The organism is Pseudoalteromonas sp. ASV78 (genome assembly GCF_047806705.1).
In the GTDB taxonomy this organism is placed as follows: Bacteria; Pseudomonadota; Gammaproteobacteria; order Enterobacterales; family Alteromonadaceae; genus Pseudoalteromonas; species Pseudoalteromonas prydzensis_A.
Map to the genome: position 1 here is coordinate 1,356,492 of NZ_JBLOPA010000001.1, position 20,269 is coordinate 1,376,760.

Here is a 20,269-nt window from a genome sequence, read left to right on the forward strand (position 1 = left end):
CCTACCTACATCGCTTACTTTAACACCGAGTAACTTAAAACTTATGGCTTATGGCTATTATTGAAGCCATAAAAAAAGCAAGCCATTTGGCTTGCTCTTTACATCTTTATGTCTGAAAGGTTTACACTTTCAAATAGTCCATGATCCCTTCGGCGGCGTTGCGCCCTTCGAAGATGGCGGTGACTACTAAATCAGAGCCACGGACGATATCGCCGCCGGCAAAGATTTTAGGGTTGGTTGTTTGATGGGTAAATTCACCTTGCTCTGGTGCGTTAATGCCGCCCCAGTGGTTTATTTCTACATCATACTTTTCTAACCAATCCATTTTGTGTGGTTTGAAACCAAATGCCATGAGTACTTGGTCGGCTTCAATCACATGCTCAGAACCGGGTATAATTTCAGCTCGGCTGCGGCCTTTTTCATCTGGTTCACCCATTTGGGTTTTCACCATTTGTACGCCTGCAACATGGCCGTTGTCGTTTAGTACTATACCGGTTGGCTGCACGTTAAAGGTAAATTCAACACCCTCTTCTTTGGCGTTTTTCACTTCACGTCTTGAACCTGGCATGTTTTCTTCATCACGACGATAAGCACAGATTACTTTTTCCGCACCTTGACGAATTGAGGTACGTACACAGTCCATCGCGGTATCACCACCACCTAACACCACAACTTTTTGCTCTGCCATGTCAATGTAAGCTTGGTTTGATTCGTCATAACCCATGACGCGGTTGGTATTACCGATCAAGAACGGCAACGCATCATGAACACCTGGTGCATCTTCATTCTCAAGGCCCGCACGCATGCTTTGATAAGTCCCCACTCCCAAAAATACTGCGTCGTATTCGGCCAATATTTCATCCATAGTGATATCAACACCGACTTCAGTGTTAAGTTTAAACTCAACCCCCATTTCGGTGAAAATTTCACGACGTTTTTGCATGACTTGTTTTTCAAGTTTGAACGATGGAATACCAAAGGTAAGCAAGCCACCAATTTCTGGGTGACGATCAAATACCACTGGTTTTACTCCATTACGCACTAGAATATCAGCGCAACCTAGGCCTGCAGGCCCCGCACCGATGATAGCGACTTTTTTATCTGTCCATACCACGTACGACATATCAGGCTTCCAGCCCATTTTGAATGCAGTATCAGTAATATATTTTTCAATATTACCTATGGTGACGGCACCAAACTCTTCGTCTAATGTACATGAACCTTCACACAAACGGTCTTGTGGGCACACCCGGCCACACACTTCTGGTAAACTATTTGTGCGGTGTGATAGCTCCGCGGCTTCAAGGATACGGCCAGTGCGAATTAACTTTAACCACTGTGGGATATAGTTATGCACTGGGCATTTCCATTCACAATACGGATTACCACAATCTAGGCAGCGATCCGCTTGTGAGTTTACTTGCTTCTCTGAAAAGGGTTCGTAAATTTCAACAAATGATTTTTTACGTGATGAAATTGGCTTTTTGCGGGGATCAACCCGCTGCACGTCTATAAATTGATATACATTCTCGCTCATACTACCCCCTTACTGTGCTTGAACACGAAGTTCAGCACTACTACGAGCGCGATGCCCGAGTAAACTTTTCACATCACTTGATTTCGGCTTAACTAGTTTGAATTTTGGTAAATACGCTTCAAAACTGGCTAAAATAGTTTCTGCACGGCTTGAGCCAGTTAGTTCTAAATGCTCAGCAATTAGACCACGCAAATGCTCTTGGTGTGACGCCAGCTCATCTAACAGCACCACTTCGACTAGCTCTGGATTGATGCGTTTTTCAAAGTCATTACGCTCATCCAAAATATAGGCAAAGCCGCCGGTCATACCGGCACCAAAGTTCACGCCTACATTGCCCAGCACGCACACTACGCCACCGGTCATGTACTCACAGCCATTATCACCTACGCCTTCAACAACCGCTTGCACGCCTGAGTTACGAACCGCAAAACGCTCTCCAGCACAACCTGCAGCAAACAGCTTGCCACCCGTTGCACCATATAAACAGGTATTACCTGCGATGGTCGCTTTGTGGCTTGCAAATGACGAACCCAGTGGTGGGCGAATAACCAGCTTACCGCCCGCCATGCCTTTACCGACGTAATCGTTAGCATCGCCGACTAGGGTCATTTCAAGGCCACCAGCATTCCATACACCAAATGATTGACCCGCTGTACCGTGTAACTCAATCGAGACAGGATCTGCCGCCATGCCTTGGTTACCATGTTTATCGGCAATATAACCCGATAACATCGCGCCCACTGAACGGTCGGTGTTACAAATACGGCTGACCAGTGAAATACCGCTGCTCTCATCAATTGCTTGTTGAGCTTTAGCAAGTAAGGTTTCATTCAACTTACCTAAATAATGCGACGTATTCGGTGCGCTGCAGTATAAGGTTTCACCAGTTGGGTTATTCGGCTGTGCAATCACTGACGATAAATCAATTTTTTGCTGCTTTGCCGTTTTACCTTCAATCGCTTCGAGTAAATCAAGACGACCAATTAAGTCTGTTAATTTGGCAACCCCAAGGCTTGCCATAATTTCACGGGCTTCTTGAGCAATAAACTTAAAGTAGTTCATCGCCATTTCTGGTAGGCCGTGATAATGCTTTTGACGCAATGTTTCGTCTTGCGTTGCTACACCGGTTGCACAGTTATTCAGGTGGCAAATACGTAGGTATTTACAACCAAGCGCAACCATAGGACCCGTACCAAAACCAAAGCTCTCTGCGCCTAAAATAGCGGCTTTGATGATATCAAGGCCGGTTTTTAAACCACCATCAGTTTGCAAACGAATACGATGACGTAAACCGTTTTCAACCAGCGCTTGTTGTGTTTCAGCAAGACCTAGCTCCCACGGGCTACCCGCATATTTAACCGAGGTAAGCGGGCTTGCGCCAGTACCGCCGTCATAGCCTGAAATAGTAATTAAATCAGCATACGCTTTAGCAACACCAGTGGCGATGGTGCCCACACCTGGCTCTGATACCAGTTTTACTGAGATCAGCGCTTTAGGGTTTACTTGTTTTAAATCGAAAATAAGCTGAGCTAAATCTTCAATCGAATAAATATCGTGATGCGGTGGAGGTGAAATTAAGGTCACACCCGGTACCGAGTAACGCAGCTTAGCAATATACGGGGTGACTTTTTCGCCCGGTAATTGCCCGCCCTCACCTGGTTTCGCACCTTGCGCTACTTTAATTTGGATCACGTCAGCACTGCGTAAATAATGCGGCGTTACGCCAAAACGACCTGACGCAACTTGTTTAATACGTGAATTTTTCTCAGTACCATAACGAAGTTTGTCTTCGCCGCCTTCACCTGAATTTGAACAGCCACCTAAACGGTTCATCGCAATTGCAAGCGCTTCATGCGCCTCTGGCGATAATGCACCGATACTCATTGCGGCTGAATCAAAACGCTTATAAAGATCAGTAGCAGGCTCAACATCATCAATACTGATCCCCTCTGCTGGCAGTTTAAGTGCAAGCATGTCACGCAATGTAGCGATTGGGCGCTTATTAACCAGATCTGCGTATACGCTGTAATCAGAATACTCGCCTGAGCGCACCGCTTTTTGTAGCGTTTGAATAACATCAGGGTTGTACGCGTGATACTCGCCGCCATGAACATACTTTAATAAGCCACCATGGCTGAGTAATTTACGTTTACTCAATGCCAAAGTATGTAACTTGCGTTGATCATCATCAAAATCAGTAAAGCACGCGCCTTTAATGCGACTTGCCACACCATTAAAACAGGTATCAACAATTGCATCCGACAAACCAACCGCTTCAAACAGCATTGAACAACGATACGATGCCACGGTACTAATACCCATTTTTGACATGATCTTGTACAAGCCTTTGTTGATTGCATTACGATAAGCAAGCGTAACTTGGCAATAGCTCTTGTTGATCACTTTAGAGTCGCTCATCGCAACCAGTGATTCATAGGCTAAGTACGGGTAAATTGCCGTTGCACCAAAACCAATTAATACCGCAAATTGATGCGCGTCACGGACACTGCCTGTTTCGATGATGATATTTGATTCACAACGTAAGTTGTTATCAACTAAACGCTTTTGTACCGCTCCAACAGCCATAGCGGCAGGAATTGGTAATTTATTCTCATCAAAATTACGGTCGCTTAAAAACAACATCACACAGCCAGCAGCGGCTTTTTCTTGCGCTTCGTCACAAATACGGGTTACCGCATCGCCAAGGCCTTCTTCTTTGCTGTAAGTGATATCGATTTTGCAATAGCTGTAATGCGCTTGATCGGCACTAAGTAGCTGCTGCATATCAGCATACATTAAAATTGGCGTATCAAACTGTAGACGCTTAGCGTGTCCTGTGGTCTCGTTAAACACGTTTTGCTCACTACCGATACAGGTCGCCAGCGACATTACATGATTTTCACGCAGTGGATCGATTGGCGGATTCGTTACTTGCGCAAACTTTTGGCGGAAGTAATCAAACAATGAGCGGTTACCTTCCGAAAGCACTGCAAATGGCGTGTCATCACCCATTGAACCGGTGGCTTCTTGGCCAATTTCACCCATCACGCGAATAACGCTATCAAGTTCTTCATTGGTGTAACCAAACATTTTTTGGTATTTCAGTAATGTTTCGTCATCAAACGAACGGTTGCCCGCATCTTGCTCTGACAACTGTTCAAACGGCGTTAAGCGCTTAACATTGGCCTCAAGCCATGCTTTGTATGGGTGGCGAGATTTAAGGTCGCGATCGATTTCGTCTGAGTGCCAAATTTTACCTAATTGAGTATCAATAACGAGTAGCTCACCCGGGCCAACGCGGCCTTTCTCAACCACTTCATCCGCAGTGTAATCCCAAATACCAACCTCTGAGGCCAGTGTAATAAAGCCATCTTGAGTGATCACATAACGTGCCGGGCGCAGACCATTACGATCTAAGTTACACGCGGCAAAGCGCCCATCCGACATCACGATACCCGCAGGGCCATCCCATGGTTCCATGTGCATTGAGTTAAAGTCGTAAAACGCCCGTAAGTCATCATCCATGGCACGGTTTTTCTGCCATGCAGGCGGTACTAGCATACGCATAGCACGGAATAAATCCATGCCACCAGCTAAAAACAGTTCAAGCATATTATCTAGGCTTGATGAATCCGAGCCGGTTTCATTGACAAATGGCGCTGCACTTTGCAAATCTGGAATAAGCGGCGATGCAAACTTATATGAACGAGCACGTGCCCACTGACGATTACCTTGTATAGTGTTGATCTCACCATTATGCGCTAAATAACGAAACGGCTGAGCCAAAGGCCAGCGTGGTTGCGTATTAGTCGAAAAACGTTGGTGGAATACACAAATCGCACTGGTCATGCGAATATCAGCTAAATCTAAATAGAAGTTAGGCAGATCCACTGGCATCATTAAGCCTTTGTAGATAGTTACTAACCCTGACAAGCTGGCAATATAAAAGCCATCATCTTCGCTTAAACGCTTTTCAGCACGACGGCGCGCAACGTATAAACGACGTTCTAAATCTTTAGGACGCCAGCCCTCTGGTGCATTAACAAAGATCTGTTCAAATTTAGGTAACTGCTTTATTGCAATCGGCCCTAAACATGATTCATCTGTTGGTACTACACGCCAACCTTGAATATTGAGGGTTTCTTTTTCGAGTTCTTCACTCAATATATCTTTTGCAGCTTGCGCAAGTACTGGATCTGAATTTAGGAAAATCATGCCAACGGCATAATTTTTACCTAAGTGCCAATTTTGTTCAGCGGCAATCGCACGAAAAAAGCTATCTGGCTTTTGTAATAATAAGCCACAGCCATCGCCTGTTTTGCCGTCGGCAGAAATACCACCACGGTGTTCCATACGGTCTAAGCCGGTGATCGCTGTACGAATTAAGCGATGACTTGCTTGACCATTGACCTGGGCAATTAAGCCAAAGCCACAATTATCTTTTTCTAATTTTGAGTCGTATAACATAGACCCCTCCCCTTGCTACAACAGCTAGCTATGAATGACCTTCTCGACGGTTTGCTAGCAGACAGTCAAAACTATCGCCAATTGCACATTGAGTCAATAGCACTTTGAATACATATTCACATTCTTGAATATTTCTCACTACAACACAATCTTTTTATTTCATGTCTATTTTTAACATTTAGCGATAATTCACCCGTTATTTTTTTATGACACTGGTGTCATATTTAACAAGTTGTAAAAAACACCACGCTAGCAACTTACAGTTTACGTCAACGTAAACCATCGGAAAAGTGAATATTTATTCACTGTTTATATTGTATGCATTTTATCTTTATTGTTATTTATTACCTTTTTACGTATGCATAAATCGCTATCCCCAATCGGCTTAGAGTAATAACTTCAAACAAACTTATTTCAATCGCCCCTGAGAATTAGCAAACTCATGCATAACTATCAATAAAAATGAACATAATTGCATAAATTACGCGCTCCAATTTTATTTAAACAGTGGATCCCTTTCCCTAGACGGAAAGCTGTTTTAAAAAATAACTGTCCACTGCGGACACTTATTCTGTCCACGGACACATTCATTTTTCATAAAAAACATTAAACCATTGAAAGTAAAGACATTAATTATTGGCATGATATTCGAATAAACATGAAAAGATAATTACAGGACACAACTTATGTTTATTCTCAGTTTATTTTTAGTTTCACCAATCACTGTGCTTGCAGTGAGCTTGATGATCACTTACTGCGAAAATAGACATAGCTAAGGATCACTCATGATAAAAGACACCAGCGGACAAGATGTAAGTGTTAAGCAAAAACGTAGTTACAAAAAACCATTAATAGCACTGGCGCTATCACTGGCCGTACTTGCTTTATGTGCACAAGCGTTTATGGGCAGTAACCAAGGCAGTATTTCTGTTGATCGGGCTTCATTACACATTGCGACCGTTAATATGAGTCGTTTAGTACGGGATGTAGCTGCCAGCGGTAAAATTGTCGCTGCAAACGCTCCCAAGGTGTATAGCCCTGAACGTGGCTATGTGGATCTACAAGTTAAAGCCGGCGATAAAGTTAATAAAGATGACATTATCGCATTAGTCGACAGCCCAGAATTAACCAATGAGTTAAAACAGCACCAATCTGTATTAGCCCGTCTTGATGGCGAGTTACAACGTAAGCATTTGGAAGCACGTCGCCAAAAACTCAGCTTAACCAAAACGCTTGATCTCGCCCAAGTAGAGCTCAATGCAGCAGACAGGGAAAATCGCCGTGCTAAGCTTTCTATCGAAAAAAACTTGATCAGCCAAATTGATTTAGAAAAAGCAGTTGATGATCTTGCCCGTGCCAAGCTTTCTTACAAACACGCTCAGCAAGAAGTTGAACTTGCTAAAGATACGCTGGCATTTGAGCTTAAAGCAGCGGAGCGTGATCTTGCTCGCCAACAATTGATTGTTGATGAGTTAAATCGCCAAGTGAGTAACCTAACAATTAAAGCCAGTGTCAATGGTATTGTTGGTAACTTACTGGTGCAACAAAAAGCAGCCGTTACGCAAAGCCAGCCGTTAATGACGCTGGTCGATTTAAGTAATTTTGAAGCACAACTGCAAGTACCGGAAAGTTATGCCAACGAACTCGGTTTAGGGATGGAAGTAGAGTTAACCTTAGGGGCCAAACAAGTGACCGGTGTGTTATCGGCAATTTCCCCTGAAGTAAACAATCGTGAAGTAACGACCCGCGTACGCTTTGACGAAGAGCTAAAAGGCATTCGCCAAAACCAGCGCTTAACAGCGCGCATTTTATTAGAAAACCGTGATGACGTTTTACAAATCAAACGCGGCGCGTTTATGCAGCAAGGTGGTACACAGGTTTATAAAGTCATCGGCGACACCGCACAGCTGGTAAATATTACAACCGGCGCAAGCAGTATCAATGCAATAGAACTAATACAAGGCGTAAGCCCTGGCGATCAACTGATCATTTCCAGTTACGATAACTTTAAACAAGCGCCAACATTATTACTGAGATAAGAACAAACATATTACAAGGATCAACTCATGCTTAAAATGAACAATATCAGCAAACTGTATCAAACAGAAATGGTGCAAACCCATGCACTACGCGACTTTAATTTACACGTAGAAGAAGGCGAATTTATCGCTGTGACAGGCCCAAGTGGCTCGGGGAAAACGACCTTTTTAAACATCGCAGGTATGTTAGAACCTTTTAGCAGTGGTGAATACCTGCTCGATGGCATTGATGTGGGTAAGCTTAACGACAATCAACGCGCTGATGTTCGTAATCAAAAAATTGGTTTTATTTTCCAAGGTTTTAATCTTATTCCTGATTTAAATTTATATGAGAACATTGAAGTACCACTGCGCTACCGTGGTATTAAAACAAGCGAGCGTAAACGTCGTATTGAGCAATGCTTAGAACAAGTCGGCCTCGCCTCTCGCGCTAAGCATTTGCCGCAGCAATTATCGGGTGGGCAACAACAACGGGTAGCAATAGCTCGCGCCCTTGCCGGTGAGCCACGCTTTTTATTAGCGGATGAGCCAACGGGTAACCTTGATAGTTTAATGGCACGCCAAGTGATGGAGTTACTTGAGCAAATTAATCGTGACGGCGCGACTATCATTATGGTGACTCATGATCCAGAACTTGCTCGCAGAGCACCGCGCAACATTCAAGTGGTTGATGGTCAACTCGCCGACTTTACCCTTTATCAAGGCGCGCAAAATCTTAAAAATGTCGCAGGAGCCTAAGCCATGCTATTACATTACCTCGATTTAAGTTGGCGTAGCTTTAAGCGCACACCACTGGTAAGCATGTTAATGGTGCTAGCCATTGCTATTGGGATTGGGGTGACCATGACCAGTTTAAGCGTTTATCACATGATGTCGGCGGACCCTATTCCCGAAAAAAGCAGTCAACTTTATGCTGTGCAATTACAAACAATGGATGAAGGACATACGTGGTGGACCGATGATAACCTGCCTATGCAGCTGACTTATCAAGATGCAGTCAATTTACAAAATGCAGCTGTTCCTGAAAAAAAGGTGGCCATGATGCGCACTGGTTTTTCAGTTTATTTAGACTCAGACAAAGTAAAGCCGTTTACTGGTGAAGCACGCATGACCACACCAGATTTCTTTAATATGTTTGATGTGTCATTTATTTATGGCAGTGTTTGGAGTGAGCAACAAGAGCAATCTGCTGCCCCTGTTGTGGTGATTTCAAAAGAGCTGAACGATAAGTTGTTTGCTGGTGAAAACTCCATTGGCAAACTAGTCTATTTGGATGACGATAGCTACCAAGTTGTCGGTGTCATTGCTGACTGGCCTCTCAACCTTAAGTATTATGATTTAAATAATGGTGCATTTAATGAACCTGAAGATTTATTTTTACCGTTTAGTTTAGTCAAAACCAAAGAGCTCACTAGTTGGGGCAACAGTAACGGTTGGAAACATGAAAATATCAACAGCTACGCCGATAGAATGCAATCGGAAATAGTTTGGATCCAATTTTGGGCGCAACTTGATAACGCTGAGCAAAAAGCAAACTACAGCAATTACCTTAATTCTTACATTGCAGAACAAAAAAAGCGTGGCCGCTTTACGCGAGAAAAACCCGAGTATAGCCTTCGTGATGTTAATCAATGGATGCAATACAACAATGTCGTTAGTGAAGACAACAAAATATTGGTCGGCTTAAGCTTTATGTTTTTAGCTGTGTGCTTAGCAAATATCCTTGGTTTATTGCTCGCGAAGTTTTTACGTCGGGCACCGGAGGTGGGTGTGCGCCGAGCACTAGGGGCCAGTAAACGACAAGTGTTTTTACAACACCTTGTTGAAGTGGCTATGCTCGGGTGTTTTGGCGGTTTAGTTGGTATCGTACTTGCGCAACTAGGTCTGTGGAGTGTTCGTCAAAGCTATGATTACTATTCATCAATCGCCACCATGGATATCACCATGTTACTCAGTGCACCTGTTATCGCTATTACAACCTGCATCGTAGCCGGACTGTATCCTGCTTGGTTAGTCTGTAAAACCAATCCTGCAATTTACCTCAAGAGCCAATAAGGAGCCTTATTATGTTAGAAATCAAACCTATATTTCATGCTCTTTGCCGCTCAAAAGTCGGGGCTGTATTATTATTAATTCAAATTGCCATCACCACTGCCATTGTTAGTAATGCGGCATTTATTATCCAAGATAGAATCGCTTTTTTAAATCAAGAAACGGGTTACCCTGAGCAAGACTTATTCAAATTTAATGTGATGACCTTTGGTAAAGATATTGATGCCAGCCAACAGTTTGAATTAGACGAAGCGATGTTAAGAGCCCTACCTGGGGTTGTAAATGCAGCACAAAGCAGCAGTATTCCGTTATCCGGCAGTGGTAGCGCATCAAGCTTTAATTTAAAACCGGCTCCTCAAGAAAGTAAAAGTATCCGTAGTTCTTATATTTTCATTGATGAGCATGGTTTAGACACTTATGGCGTGAAACTAATTGCAGGGCGCAACTTTAGCGAGGATGAAGTAACAATCACCAATTTACCAACGGAGCGAACCACCAATGTGACTGTCGTCACGCAAGCGTTACTCGATGAACTTTTTCCTGAAGGTGATGGCCTAGGCAAAACAATTTACTTTGGCGATTTGCCTTTAACGATTATCGGTGTAGCAGATCATATGAAGAGTCCTTGGCTTAAAGATAGTCACCCAAATAATGTGGCGCTGATCCCTTATATTCAAGGCAAAACTTACGCACAATTTGCAGTAAGAACCAAGCCTGGTCAACGTGCAGCTGTAATGAAGCAAATCGAAACCGCGATGCTAAATAATTACAGTAAACGCGTGATCAACAACATCAAAGGCTTAGATCAACTTAAAGATGAATATGTTGCAGCAGACAAACTGATGATGCGCATGTTGATTGTGCTCATCACGATATTGGTACTGGTAACTGCTCTGGGGATCTTTGGTTTAACCTTATTTAATATCAGCAAACGCACCAAACAAATAGGTACTCGCCGTGCATTAGGGGCAAGAAAGTCAGCCATCATTAACTACTTTTTGGTTGAAAATGCGATGATCTGCTGTATGGGGTTACTCATTGGCATTATTGCTGCGCTGTTACTTGGTCAATTATTAATGCAGCACTTTTCAATTGCCACACTGCCACCGAGCTATATTGCAGGCACCGCCATTATGGTGTTTGTGATGAGCTTACTTGCCGTGTTTGGCCCTGCAAAACGTGCCGCCAACATATCACCGAGTATCGCCACTAGAACAATATAAAGCAGCTCCCAACCTATGCTACACTTGATTTACTCGGTGTAGCATTTTCACAAATCTTTATCTACATAAAAATAAACAGCGATTAAATTCACATGGAAAAAATACTTATTGTCGATGACAACCCTGCCATATTAGAAGCCTTGTCATTACTGTTAGAAATTCATGACTACCACGTTGTCACTGCAAAAACACAGCGTGAAGCGTTACAAATAGTGCAATACCAACGTATCGCGCTGGTTATTCAAGATATGAATTTTAGTAATGACACCACCTCAGGTGAGGAAGGCAAAGCGCTGTTCTACCAATTAAGAGAGCTCAACCCACACTTGCCAATTATTTTGATCACCGCGTGGACTGAGCTTGCAACCGCTATTGAACTGGTGAAAGCGGGGGCCGCCGATTATTTACCCAAGCCTTGGGACGATAGTAAATTGCTGACCTGCGTAAATAACCTAATCGAACTTGGCCAAACAAAACAACAAAACGCCACTTATGAGCGCCACCAGCAAGAGCGAACAGCAAGTTTAGCCGATGCCAACTTAGTTGGTTTAGTTTATCAAAGTACCGCCATGGAAAAAATTCTCAATTTGGCAATACAAGTGGCTAAATCGGATGTGTCTGTGCTTATAACAGGTGCCAACGGCAGTGGTAAAGAACGCATTGCGCGTATTATTCAAGCCAACTCGCATTTACATAACAAAGCATTTGTAACAGTCAATGCGGGGGCTCTGCCCCATGACCTAATTGAAGCTGAGTTATTTGGCGCTGAAGCAGGTGCCTATACTGGTATTACCAAACAACGAATTGGCCGCTTTGAAGCAGCTGATGGCGGTACGCTGTTTTTAGATGAAATTGGTAACCTACCCTTATCTGGGCAAATGAAATTATTGCGCGTGCTGCAGACGGGTGAGTTTGAACGACTCGGATCAACAAAAACACAAAAAGTAAATGTACGGGTTATTTCAGCTACCAATGAAGATTTAAAAGCGGCCATTCATGCAGGTCGATTTAGAGAAGACTTATATTATCGCCTCAACGTGATTGAGCTCAACCTGCCAAGTTTAGCGCAAAGGCCTGATGACATTTTAGCACTTGCTAAGCACTTTTTAGTTGATCGCGAACTGACACTTGCAACAGAGCAAGGGTTACTGGCGTACAGTTGGCCAGGCAATGTTCGAGAGCTAGAAAACGCCTGTAAACGTGCTGCGGTACTCAAGCCCCATGGCGACATTACCCTTGATGATTTTGCCCTGCAATCGCTAACCAGCCACGCTCAGCCAACGAAACAAGAACCCACTAAACTAGCGCTAGAAAATGCCATGCGTGACCAACAAGGCGTTATTGCTAAAGTGGCCCGTCAGTTTGGCTTAAGCCGTCAGGCACTGTATCGACGTTTACAAAAATTTGAGATTGATTATTGATGCAAAGTAATAAACTCGCATTGCCCATCACCGAGAAAATAATGTTGCTATGTAACGTCTCTGCACTTATTCCGGTTTGGATCATCTGTTGGTTGACGCAATTAAACTGGCCATTACTAATAACAACAACTTTGATCACAGTACTGCTTGCCAGTTATTTATCTTTTCGGCTCAGCCACACTTTAGTACAAGGTATAAAGTCACTTGAAACCGGCTTACTTAATTTTAAAGATGGTGAATTAGCCACCCTGCTTGCCTATAACAGCAATGATGAATTAGGTAAGTTATGTCAATTGTATAATCAAACGGCAAAGCAATTACGCCAAGAGAGACAGTGGATTTATCAGCGTGAATTGATGCTTGATAAAGTGCTACAAAGCTCACCACAAGCGGTGCTATTAAGAAATGATAAAGGCTTTATTGTTTACAGTAACTACAGTGCACGGGATCTTTTTAATGCTAAAACTCCCCTTGAAGGAAGTCAATTTACACACCTGCTTGAAAATGCTCATCCGCAGTTAAACAATGCTTTAACGCGCGGTAGTGATGGTTTATTTACACTAGATACTGAACAGCAAGAATCTCAAGCGTGGCATTTATCAACAGGTAAGTTATTACTTAACAATCAATATCATTACTTATATGTCTTTAAACAACTCACCCGCGAGCTTAGCCGTCAAGAGGTCGAAGTATGGAAAAAGGTCATTCGGATCATCAGTCACGAACTTAATAACTCACTCGGTCCCATGTCATCAATGCTGCACAGCGGCCAGTTACTCAGTGAAAAAATAGATGAACCAAGGCTTAGGCGGGTTTTTGCCACCATTTCTGAACGTATTAAACACCTCAATGAGTTTGTCCAAGGCTATGGTAAATTTGCCAAACTGCCTACACCACAACCCATTACACTTGATTGGCCGATGTTACTGGGACAATTACAGGCCCAATGGAGCTGTATGATCGAGATCAGTAAAGAGGTAACGACCTTTGCCGATCCAACTCAAATCGAGCAACTGCTGATCAACTTACTAAAAAATGCCCACGAATCAGGCTCAGCACACGAGCATATTAGAGTCTCTATTTCACAAGATAGTAAAGGCACGCATATTAGCGTCAACGACCAAGGTAAAGGCATGAGTGAGCAAGTGATGGCGAATGCATTGATCCCATTTTATTCAACTAAAGTCGCGGGTAGCGGCTTGGGGTTAGCATTGTGCCGTGAAATAGTCGAAGCGCATCATGGTCAAATTAGCTTACATAATCGTAAACACGGCGGCCTTAGTGTTCATGTCATTCTGCCTCACCACCCCATCAAACAATCACAAAAAAGCCGCAATTAAGCGGCTTTTTGTTGATTTGCTGATAAGGATTATTCAGCGTCAGCTGCTTTGTATTTAGCTGCTGTTTCTGTGATCAGTGGTTGTAATTCACCACGTTGAAACATTTCAATGATAATGTCACAGCCACCGATCAACTCGCCATCAATCCACAATTGTGGAAATGTTGGCCAATTAGCATAGGCTGGTAATTCAGCTCGAATATCAGGGTTTAGTAAAATATCAACATAGGCAAACGGTTCACCGCATGACATTAATGCTTGAGATGCTTGTGAAGAAAAACCACAATTAGGTAATTTAGGCGATCCTTTCATATAAAGGATAATTGGATTTTCAGAAATCTGCTGTTTAATTTTATCAATGGTTTCCATCTACAACCTCAAAAGTGACGATAGCTGAACATATCAAGGCTTGAAAAATTTTCATTTAGCCTCATATATGTATCTTAAAGTGGGCAAATAAAGCCGCAATCGAAATAGTCTTGCATTTGCACTGCTGTTTGGCATTGCTGTTTGCTAAAACTTGAGTAAAATACTCAACAATTATAGTAACACTATAATCCCATTTGGTATAGGCAGCTATCCTGTTTGAACAGGTATTACCTATTACTATTTGGACTATCAACCAAAAGAAGATGGAGATAAAAAATGGCATTTGAACTACCGTCACTACCATATGCAATTAACGCACTTGAGCCACATATTTCACAAGAAACATTAGAGTTTCACCACGGCAAGCACCACAACACTTACGTTGTTAAACTTAACGGTTTAATCCCAGGTACTGAATTTGAAGGTAAATCACTTGAAGAAATCGTATGTTCTTCTGAAGGTGGCGTATTTAACAATGCAGCACAGATCTGGAACCATACTTTCTACTGGAACAGCCTATCTCCAAATGGCGGTGGCGTAGCAACGGGCGCGGTTGCAGATGCTATCAATGCTAAATGGGGTTCTTTTGAAGCATTCCAAGCAGCTTTTGATGACAAAGCAGTTAACAACTTCGGTTCTAGCTGGACTTGGTTAGTTAAATTAGCTGATGGTTCTTTAGACATCGTTAATACTTCTAACGCAGCAACGCCGCTAACTCAAGACGGTGTAACACCAATCCTGACTGTGGATCTGTGGGAACACGCTTACTACATTGATTTCCGTAACGTTCGTCCAGATTACTTAAAAGCATTCTGGTCGCTAGTTAACTGGGAATTCGCGAACGCTAACTTCGCATAATTGATTGCTCGTTTTGAGCAAGCTTAATTTAAAAGACGCTGCGGCGTCTTTTTTATTTTCTAACATAAATTTTTAATTTTATTGCACAAAAATCTAAATTCATGACTAAGCTTTAAATAACCTTTGCTTCTTTTTTAATTTGTAAGCACCTAGTTTAAGCAGGTTTTTCGGAGGTTCCATGAGTATTTTTGAGCATTACCAAGCACGATACGAAGCGGCACAAGAAGAAGAGTACAGTATCGCTGAGTTCTTAGAGATTTGTAAAACTGATAAATCGGCTTATGCCAGCGCACCGGAGCGATTATTAGCGGCCATTGGTGAGCCAAAAATGATCGACACTTCCAAAGATGCACGATTAAGTCGATTATTTTCAAACAGAGTAGTTGCACGCTACCCCGCCTTTAATGATTTTTACGGTATGGAGGACGCGATTGAACAAATCGTTTCTTACCTAAAACATGCCGCACAAGGCCTTGAAGAGTGTAAACAAGTGCTTTATCTACTTGGACCTGTAGGCGGTGGTAAATCATCGATTGCCGAAAAGCTAAAATATTTAATGCAACAGGTGCCCATTTATTCAATTAAAGGCTCGCCGGTTAATGACCACCCTCTGGCGCTATTTGACCCAAATGAAGATGCTGAGCTGATGGCAAAAGAATACGGTATTAAACCCCGTTATTTAAAAACGATAATGTCACCTTGGGCCACTAAGCGTTTATCTGAATTTAATGGCGATATTAGCCAATTTAGAGTGGTCAAACGCTACCCCTCGATATTAAATCAAATTGCTATTGCAAAAACCGAACCTGGCGATGAAAACAACCAAGATATTTCTGCTTTAGTCGGTAAAGTTGATATTCGCAAACTAGAGCATTTTGCTCAAAACGATGCTGATGCCTATGCTTATTCCGGTTCATTATGTCTTGCAAATCAAGGTTTAATGGAATTTGTTGAGATGTTTAAAGCGCCAATAAAAGTGCTGCACCCACTACTAACAGCAACCCAAGAAGGTAACTATAACGGCACCGAAGGGATCAGTGCGCTGCCCTTCAGCGGCATGATTTTAGCCCATTCAAATGAATCAGAATGGCAGACCTTTAAAAGCAACAAAAATAATGAAGCCTTTTTAGACCGTGTTTACATTGTAAAAGTACCTTATTGTTTACGCGCTTCAGAAGAAGTGAAAATTTACAACAAACTGCTAGAGCACAGTGAATTATATAATGCCCCTTGTGCCCCTGGAACATTGGAAACATTGGCAAAATTTACCACGCTATCACGGTTAAAAGATCCTGAAAACTCCAGTATCTACTCAAAAATGCGAGTCTATGACGGCGAAAGCTTAAAAGACACCGATCCAAAAGCTAAATCGTATCAAGAGTATCGTGATTATGCCGGTGTTGATGAAGGCATGACCGGGCTTTCGACCCGCTTTGCATTTAAAATTTTATCGCGAGTATTTAACTTTGACACACTTGAAGTAGCTGCAAACCCAGTGCATTTGTTCTACGTATTAGAGCAACAAATTGAACGCGAGCAATTCTCTGCCGACGTGGAAGAACGCTACTTAAGCCACTTAAAAGGCTATTTAATTCCGCAGTATGTTGAGTTTATCGGTAAAGAGTTGCAAACCGCCTACTTAGAATCTTATTCTGAATATGGCCAAAACATTTTTGACCGTTATGTCACTTACGCTGATTTTTGGATCCAAGATCAAGAATACCGCGACCCTGATACCGGCCAGCTATTCAACCGCGAAGCCTTAAATGCTGAACTTGAAAAAATTGAAAAGCCTGCGGGGATTTCAAATCCAAAAGATTTCCGCAACGAAATAGTCAATTTCGTGCTGCGGGCACGAGCTCACAATAATGGTAAAAATCCATTGTGGACTAGCTATGAAAAACTACGCACTGTGATTGAGAAAAAAATGTTCTCCAATACCGAAGAGCTATTACCGGTTATTTCATTCAATGCGAAAACATCCGCAGAAGATCAGAAAAAACATGAGGATTTTGTCAATCGCATGGTAGAAAAAGGCTATACCCAAAAACAAGTACGTTTGTTATCTGAATGGTATTTACGGGTGCGTAAATCACAATAACAATCAAACTGAAGTATTTTAGGGGGCTTTATGGCGCATTTTATAGACCGTCGCCTGAACGGTAAGAATAAGAGCACGTTAAATCGTCAACGTTTTATCAGGCGCTATAAAAAACAAATAAAAGAAGCGGTATCCGATGCGATAAATAAACGTAGCGTCACTGATACCAGTAGTGGAGAAAGTATTTCAATCCCACAACGGGATATCAGTGAGCCGACTTTTCACCAAGGTAAAGGAGGTAATAGAGAACAAATTCACCCTGGCAATGATCAGTTTTCAACTGGGGATACAATTAAACGCCCGCAAGGTGGCCAAGGCAGTGGTGGTGCGGGTGAAGGCGAAGCAAGTGACTCTGGTGAAGGCGAAGACGATTTTGTATTTTCAATTTCAAAAGATGAATACTTAGATTTACTGTTTGAAGATTTAGAGCTGCCAAACCTACAACAGAACCAGTTGGATAAACTCGTGCAAATGAAAACTCATCGCGCTGGTTTTTGCAGCGATGGTATGCCAAGCAACATTGATATTGTCCGTTCTTTACAAGGTTCAGTGGCTAGGCGCGTAGCGATGACCGCGGGTAAAAAACGGCAATTAGCAGAGCTTGAAGCACAGCTTTGCATATTAATGGCAGAGGATAAACCCGATATCGCAGCAATTGCATTACTTGAGCAAGAAATTGCGGCATTACAAAAACGTATTGACGCAGTGCCTTTTATTGATAATTATGATCTGCGTTTTCGTAATTACGAAAAGCAACCACACCCAACCAGTAAAGCTGTGATGTTTTGTATTATGGATGTGTCGGGCTCAATGGATCAGGCCACCAAAGATATGGCGAAACGCTTTTATATATTGCTCTATCAGTTTTTAACCCGTAGTTATAAAGACATTGAAGTGGTGTATATTCGCCACCACACCCAAGCCAAAGAAGTGGATGAGCAAGAGTTTTTCTATTCTCAAGAAACCGGCGGAACAATTGTCTCCAGTGCGCTTAAATTAATGAATGAGATCATCTCAGAGCGTTACCACGCAGGCGAATGGAATGTTTATGCAGCACAGGCCTCTGATGGTGATAATTGGGCTGATGACTCACCACAGTGTGGTGAAATTTTGCGTAATAAACTTTTAAAAGACGTGCGTTATTATGCCTATATTGAGATCACTACGCGTGCCCATCAGAGTTTGTGGCGCGAATACCAAGCTATTTGTCAAACCCATGACAATTTTGCTATTCAACATATTCGTAATGTTGAAGATATTTACCCTATTTTCCGTGAGCTATTTAAAAAGAGTCGTCAACACCAAGGTGCAGCCTAAGCTGCACAACGAGGTATTTATATGACCGATAAACGAATGAGTGATGGGCCAGATTGGACGTTTGAGTTATTACAGCAATACCAAGACGAAATAGCCCGTGTGGCTGAACATTATCGTCTCGATACCTACGTCAACCAAATAGAAGTGATCACCGCAGAGCAAATGATGGATGCCTACTCCAGCGTTGGCATGCCAATTGGTTACAGCCATTGGTCATATGGCAAAAAATTTATTCAAACAGAGCAAAACTACAAACGCGGGCAGATGGGTTTAGCGTATGAGATTGTGATTAATTCAGATCCCTGCATTGCTTATTTAATGGAAGAAAACACCTTACCTATGCAAGCATTAGTAATGGCGCATGCATGTTATGGGCATAACTCTTTTTTTAAAGGGAATTATTTATTTAAAACATGGACAGATGCCAGCTCAATTATTGATTACTTACTGTTTGCTAAAAACTATATTGCCCGTTGTGAAGAAAAGTATGGTATTGACGAAGTCGAGAATTTGTTAGATTCATGCCATGCGCTGATGAATTATGGCGTTGATCGTTATAAACGCCCACAACAAATTTCTTTATTTGAAGAACAAAAACGCCAGCAAGAACGCGAAAATTATTTACAATCACAAGTAAACGAACTATGGCGTACTATTCCTTCCAATCAGCAAGAAACAAAAAAACGTGAGCGACACTTCCCCTCTGAGCCACAAGAGAATATTTTGTACTTTATTGAAAAAAATGCGCCATTGCTTGAATCATGGCAGCGAGAAGTGATCCGCATTGTGCGGAAAATTTCACAGTATTTTTATCCACAAAAACAAACTCAGGTAATGAATGAAGGTTGGGCAACATTTTGGCACTATACCATTTTGAACCACTTATACGATGAAGGAAAACTTACTGATTCGTTTATGTTAGAGTTTTTACAAAGTCATACCAATGTGGTGTATCAACCCCCTTATAATAGTAACTATTATTCTGGTATTAACCCGTATGCGCTAGGCTTTAATATGATGGTGGATATTCGTCGTATCTGCGAAAATCCCACTGAAGAAGATAAACAATGGTTTCCTGACTATGCGGGTAGTAATTGGCTGGATACCTTACATTTTGCGATGGAAAACTTTAAAGATGAGAGCTTTATTAGCCAATTTCTATCACCCAAATTGATCCGTGATTTTAAGCTTTTTACTATTATTGATCACGAAAAAGATCCAAACTTACAAGTCGGTGCCATTCACGATGAAAGCGGCTACCACGCAGTAAGAACCGCACTCTCAGCACAATATAACCTCAGCAACCGGGAACCCAACATCCAAGTTTATGATGTTGATATTAGAGGTGATCGCTCTTTAACCTTACGCTACGTGCCACATCAAAATATCCCGCTGGCTAAGTCTCATGATGAGGTATTAAAACACTTATACAGGCTGTGGGGCTTTCAAGTAAAACTGGAGCAAGAATCCAGCTCTGGCGAGATGACCCCACTTGGGCAATGTCCATCGGACGATTCTCGCCATACCACACAGTAATGATAAATTG

Annotated in this window: 13 protein-coding genes; 10 read left to right on the forward strand and 3 right to left on the reverse strand. The window is 42.3% G+C overall.

Annotated features, from left to right (window positions below; translation table 11 throughout):
- Positions 1–121 precede the first annotated feature (121 nt).
- A complete protein-coding gene (locus tag ACMVDV_RS06045) occupies positions 122–1,537 on the reverse strand; it encodes an FAD-dependent oxidoreductase (protein ID WP_416157538.1) in 1,416 nt (471 codons plus the stop codon).
- A gap of 9 nt (positions 1,538–1,546) precedes the next feature.
- On the reverse strand, positions 1,547–6,004 hold the full coding sequence (gene gltB / locus ACMVDV_RS06050) for a glutamate synthase large subunit (protein WP_416157539.1): 4,458 nt from the start codon (positions 6,002–6,004) through the stop codon (positions 1,547–1,549).
- 785 nt (positions 6,005–6,789) lie between these two features.
- On the opposite strand from gltB, the gene ACMVDV_RS06055 reads away from it, so the two are divergent.
- From ACMVDV_RS06055 to ACMVDV_RS06080, 6 genes are all read left to right on the forward strand, one after another.
- Positions 6,790–8,043 (forward strand): efflux RND transporter periplasmic adaptor subunit, encoded by a 1,254-nt coding sequence (locus ACMVDV_RS06055; RefSeq protein WP_416157540.1) that lies wholly within the window; start codon positions 6,790–6,792, stop codon positions 8,041–8,043.
- Positions 8,044–8,070: 27 nt separating this feature from the next.
- Positions 8,071–8,781, forward strand: a complete 711-nt coding sequence (locus tag ACMVDV_RS06060) for an ABC transporter ATP-binding protein (RefSeq protein ID WP_304183184.1) — start codon at positions 8,071–8,073, stop codon at positions 8,779–8,781.
- A 3-nt stretch (positions 8,782–8,784) separates the two neighbouring features.
- Positions 8,785–10,098 carry an ABC transporter permease gene (locus ACMVDV_RS06065; protein ID WP_416157541.1) on the forward strand — a complete coding sequence of 438 codons (1,314 nt, stop codon included), beginning with the start codon at positions 8,785–8,787 and terminating at the stop codon, positions 10,096–10,098.
- A gap of 11 nt (positions 10,099–10,109) precedes the next feature.
- On the forward strand, positions 10,110–11,318 hold the full coding sequence (locus ACMVDV_RS06070; RefSeq protein WP_416157542.1) for an ABC transporter permease: 1,209 nt from the start codon (positions 10,110–10,112) through the stop codon (positions 11,316–11,318).
- 92 nt (positions 11,319–11,410) lie between these two features.
- Entirely contained in the window at positions 11,411–12,739 is a 1,329-nt protein-coding gene (locus tag ACMVDV_RS06075; protein ID WP_416157543.1) for a sigma-54-dependent transcriptional regulator, read from the forward strand.
- Positions 12,739–14,079 carry a sensor histidine kinase gene (locus tag ACMVDV_RS06080; protein ID WP_416157544.1) on the forward strand — a complete coding sequence of 447 codons (1,341 nt, stop codon included), beginning with the start codon at positions 12,739–12,741 and terminating at the stop codon, positions 14,077–14,079. The genes ACMVDV_RS06075 and ACMVDV_RS06080 overlap by 1 nt, the downstream gene beginning before the upstream one ends.
- Positions 14,080–14,108: 29 nt before the next feature.
- On the opposite strand, the gene ACMVDV_RS06085 is transcribed toward ACMVDV_RS06080, so the two are convergent.
- Positions 14,109–14,447 (reverse strand): Grx4 family monothiol glutaredoxin, encoded by a 339-nt coding sequence (locus ACMVDV_RS06085; RefSeq protein ID WP_304183178.1) that lies wholly within the window; start codon positions 14,445–14,447, stop codon positions 14,109–14,111.
- 276 nt (positions 14,448–14,723) lie between these two features.
- Here ACMVDV_RS06085 and ACMVDV_RS06090 point away from each other — a divergent pair, with 276 nt between their 5' ends.
- From ACMVDV_RS06090 to ACMVDV_RS06105, 4 genes are all read left to right on the forward strand, one after another.
- The gene (locus ACMVDV_RS06090) at positions 14,724–15,305 is read left to right on the forward strand and encodes a superoxide dismutase (RefSeq protein WP_304183177.1); all 582 of its coding nucleotides are present in this window, start codon (positions 14,724–14,726) and stop codon (positions 15,303–15,305) included.
- Between the two features lie 178 nt (positions 15,306–15,483).
- On the forward strand, positions 15,484–17,406 hold the full coding sequence (locus ACMVDV_RS06095; RefSeq protein ID WP_304183174.1) for a PrkA family serine protein kinase: 1,923 nt from the start codon (positions 15,484–15,486) through the stop codon (positions 17,404–17,406).
- A gap of 30 nt (positions 17,407–17,436) precedes the next feature.
- Complete coding sequence (locus ACMVDV_RS06100) at positions 17,437–18,723, forward strand: YeaH/YhbH family protein (protein ID WP_416157545.1); 1,287 nt, start codon at positions 17,437–17,439, stop codon at positions 18,721–18,723.
- Positions 18,724–18,744: 21 nt separating this feature from the next.
- Positions 18,745–20,259 (forward strand): SpoVR family protein, encoded by a 1,515-nt coding sequence (locus tag ACMVDV_RS06105; RefSeq protein ID WP_304183169.1) that lies wholly within the window; start codon positions 18,745–18,747, stop codon positions 20,257–20,259.
- Positions 20,260–20,269 lie beyond the last annotated feature (10 nt).

What these genes read in the sequence shown, in the direction of transcription:
- ACMVDV_RS06045 (WP_416157538.1), bottom strand. Translation starts at nt 1,537, where the DNA reads ATGAGCGAGAATGTATATCAATTTATAGACGTGCAGCGGGTTGATCCC.
- gltB (WP_416157539.1), bottom strand. Translation starts at nt 6,004, where the DNA reads ATGTTATACGACTCAAAATTAGAAAAAGATAATTGTGGCTTTGGCTTA.
- ACMVDV_RS06055 (WP_416157540.1), top strand. Translation starts at nt 6,790, where the DNA reads ATGATAAAAGACACCAGCGGACAAGATGTAAGTGTTAAGCAAAAACGT.
- ACMVDV_RS06060 (WP_304183184.1), top strand. Translation starts at nt 8,071, where the DNA reads ATGCTTAAAATGAACAATATCAGCAAACTGTATCAAACAGAAATGGTG.
- ACMVDV_RS06065 (WP_416157541.1), top strand. Translation starts at nt 8,785, where the DNA reads ATGCTATTACATTACCTCGATTTAAGTTGGCGTAGCTTTAAGCGCACA.
- ACMVDV_RS06070 (WP_416157542.1), top strand. Translation starts at nt 10,110, where the DNA reads ATGTTAGAAATCAAACCTATATTTCATGCTCTTTGCCGCTCAAAAGTC.
- ACMVDV_RS06075 (WP_416157543.1), top strand. Translation starts at nt 11,411, where the DNA reads ATGGAAAAAATACTTATTGTCGATGACAACCCTGCCATATTAGAAGCC.
- ACMVDV_RS06080 (WP_416157544.1), top strand. Translation starts at nt 12,739, where the DNA reads ATGCAAAGTAATAAACTCGCATTGCCCATCACCGAGAAAATAATGTTG.
- ACMVDV_RS06085 (WP_304183178.1), bottom strand. Translation starts at nt 14,447, where the DNA reads ATGGAAACCATTGATAAAATTAAACAGCAGATTTCTGAAAATCCAATT.
- ACMVDV_RS06090 (WP_304183177.1), top strand. Translation starts at nt 14,724, where the DNA reads ATGGCATTTGAACTACCGTCACTACCATATGCAATTAACGCACTTGAG.
- ACMVDV_RS06095 (WP_304183174.1), top strand. Translation starts at nt 15,484, where the DNA reads ATGAGTATTTTTGAGCATTACCAAGCACGATACGAAGCGGCACAAGAA.
- ACMVDV_RS06100 (WP_416157545.1), top strand. Translation starts at nt 17,437, where the DNA reads ATGGCGCATTTTATAGACCGTCGCCTGAACGGTAAGAATAAGAGCACG.
- ACMVDV_RS06105 (WP_304183169.1), top strand. Translation starts at nt 18,745, where the DNA reads ATGACCGATAAACGAATGAGTGATGGGCCAGATTGGACGTTTGAGTTA.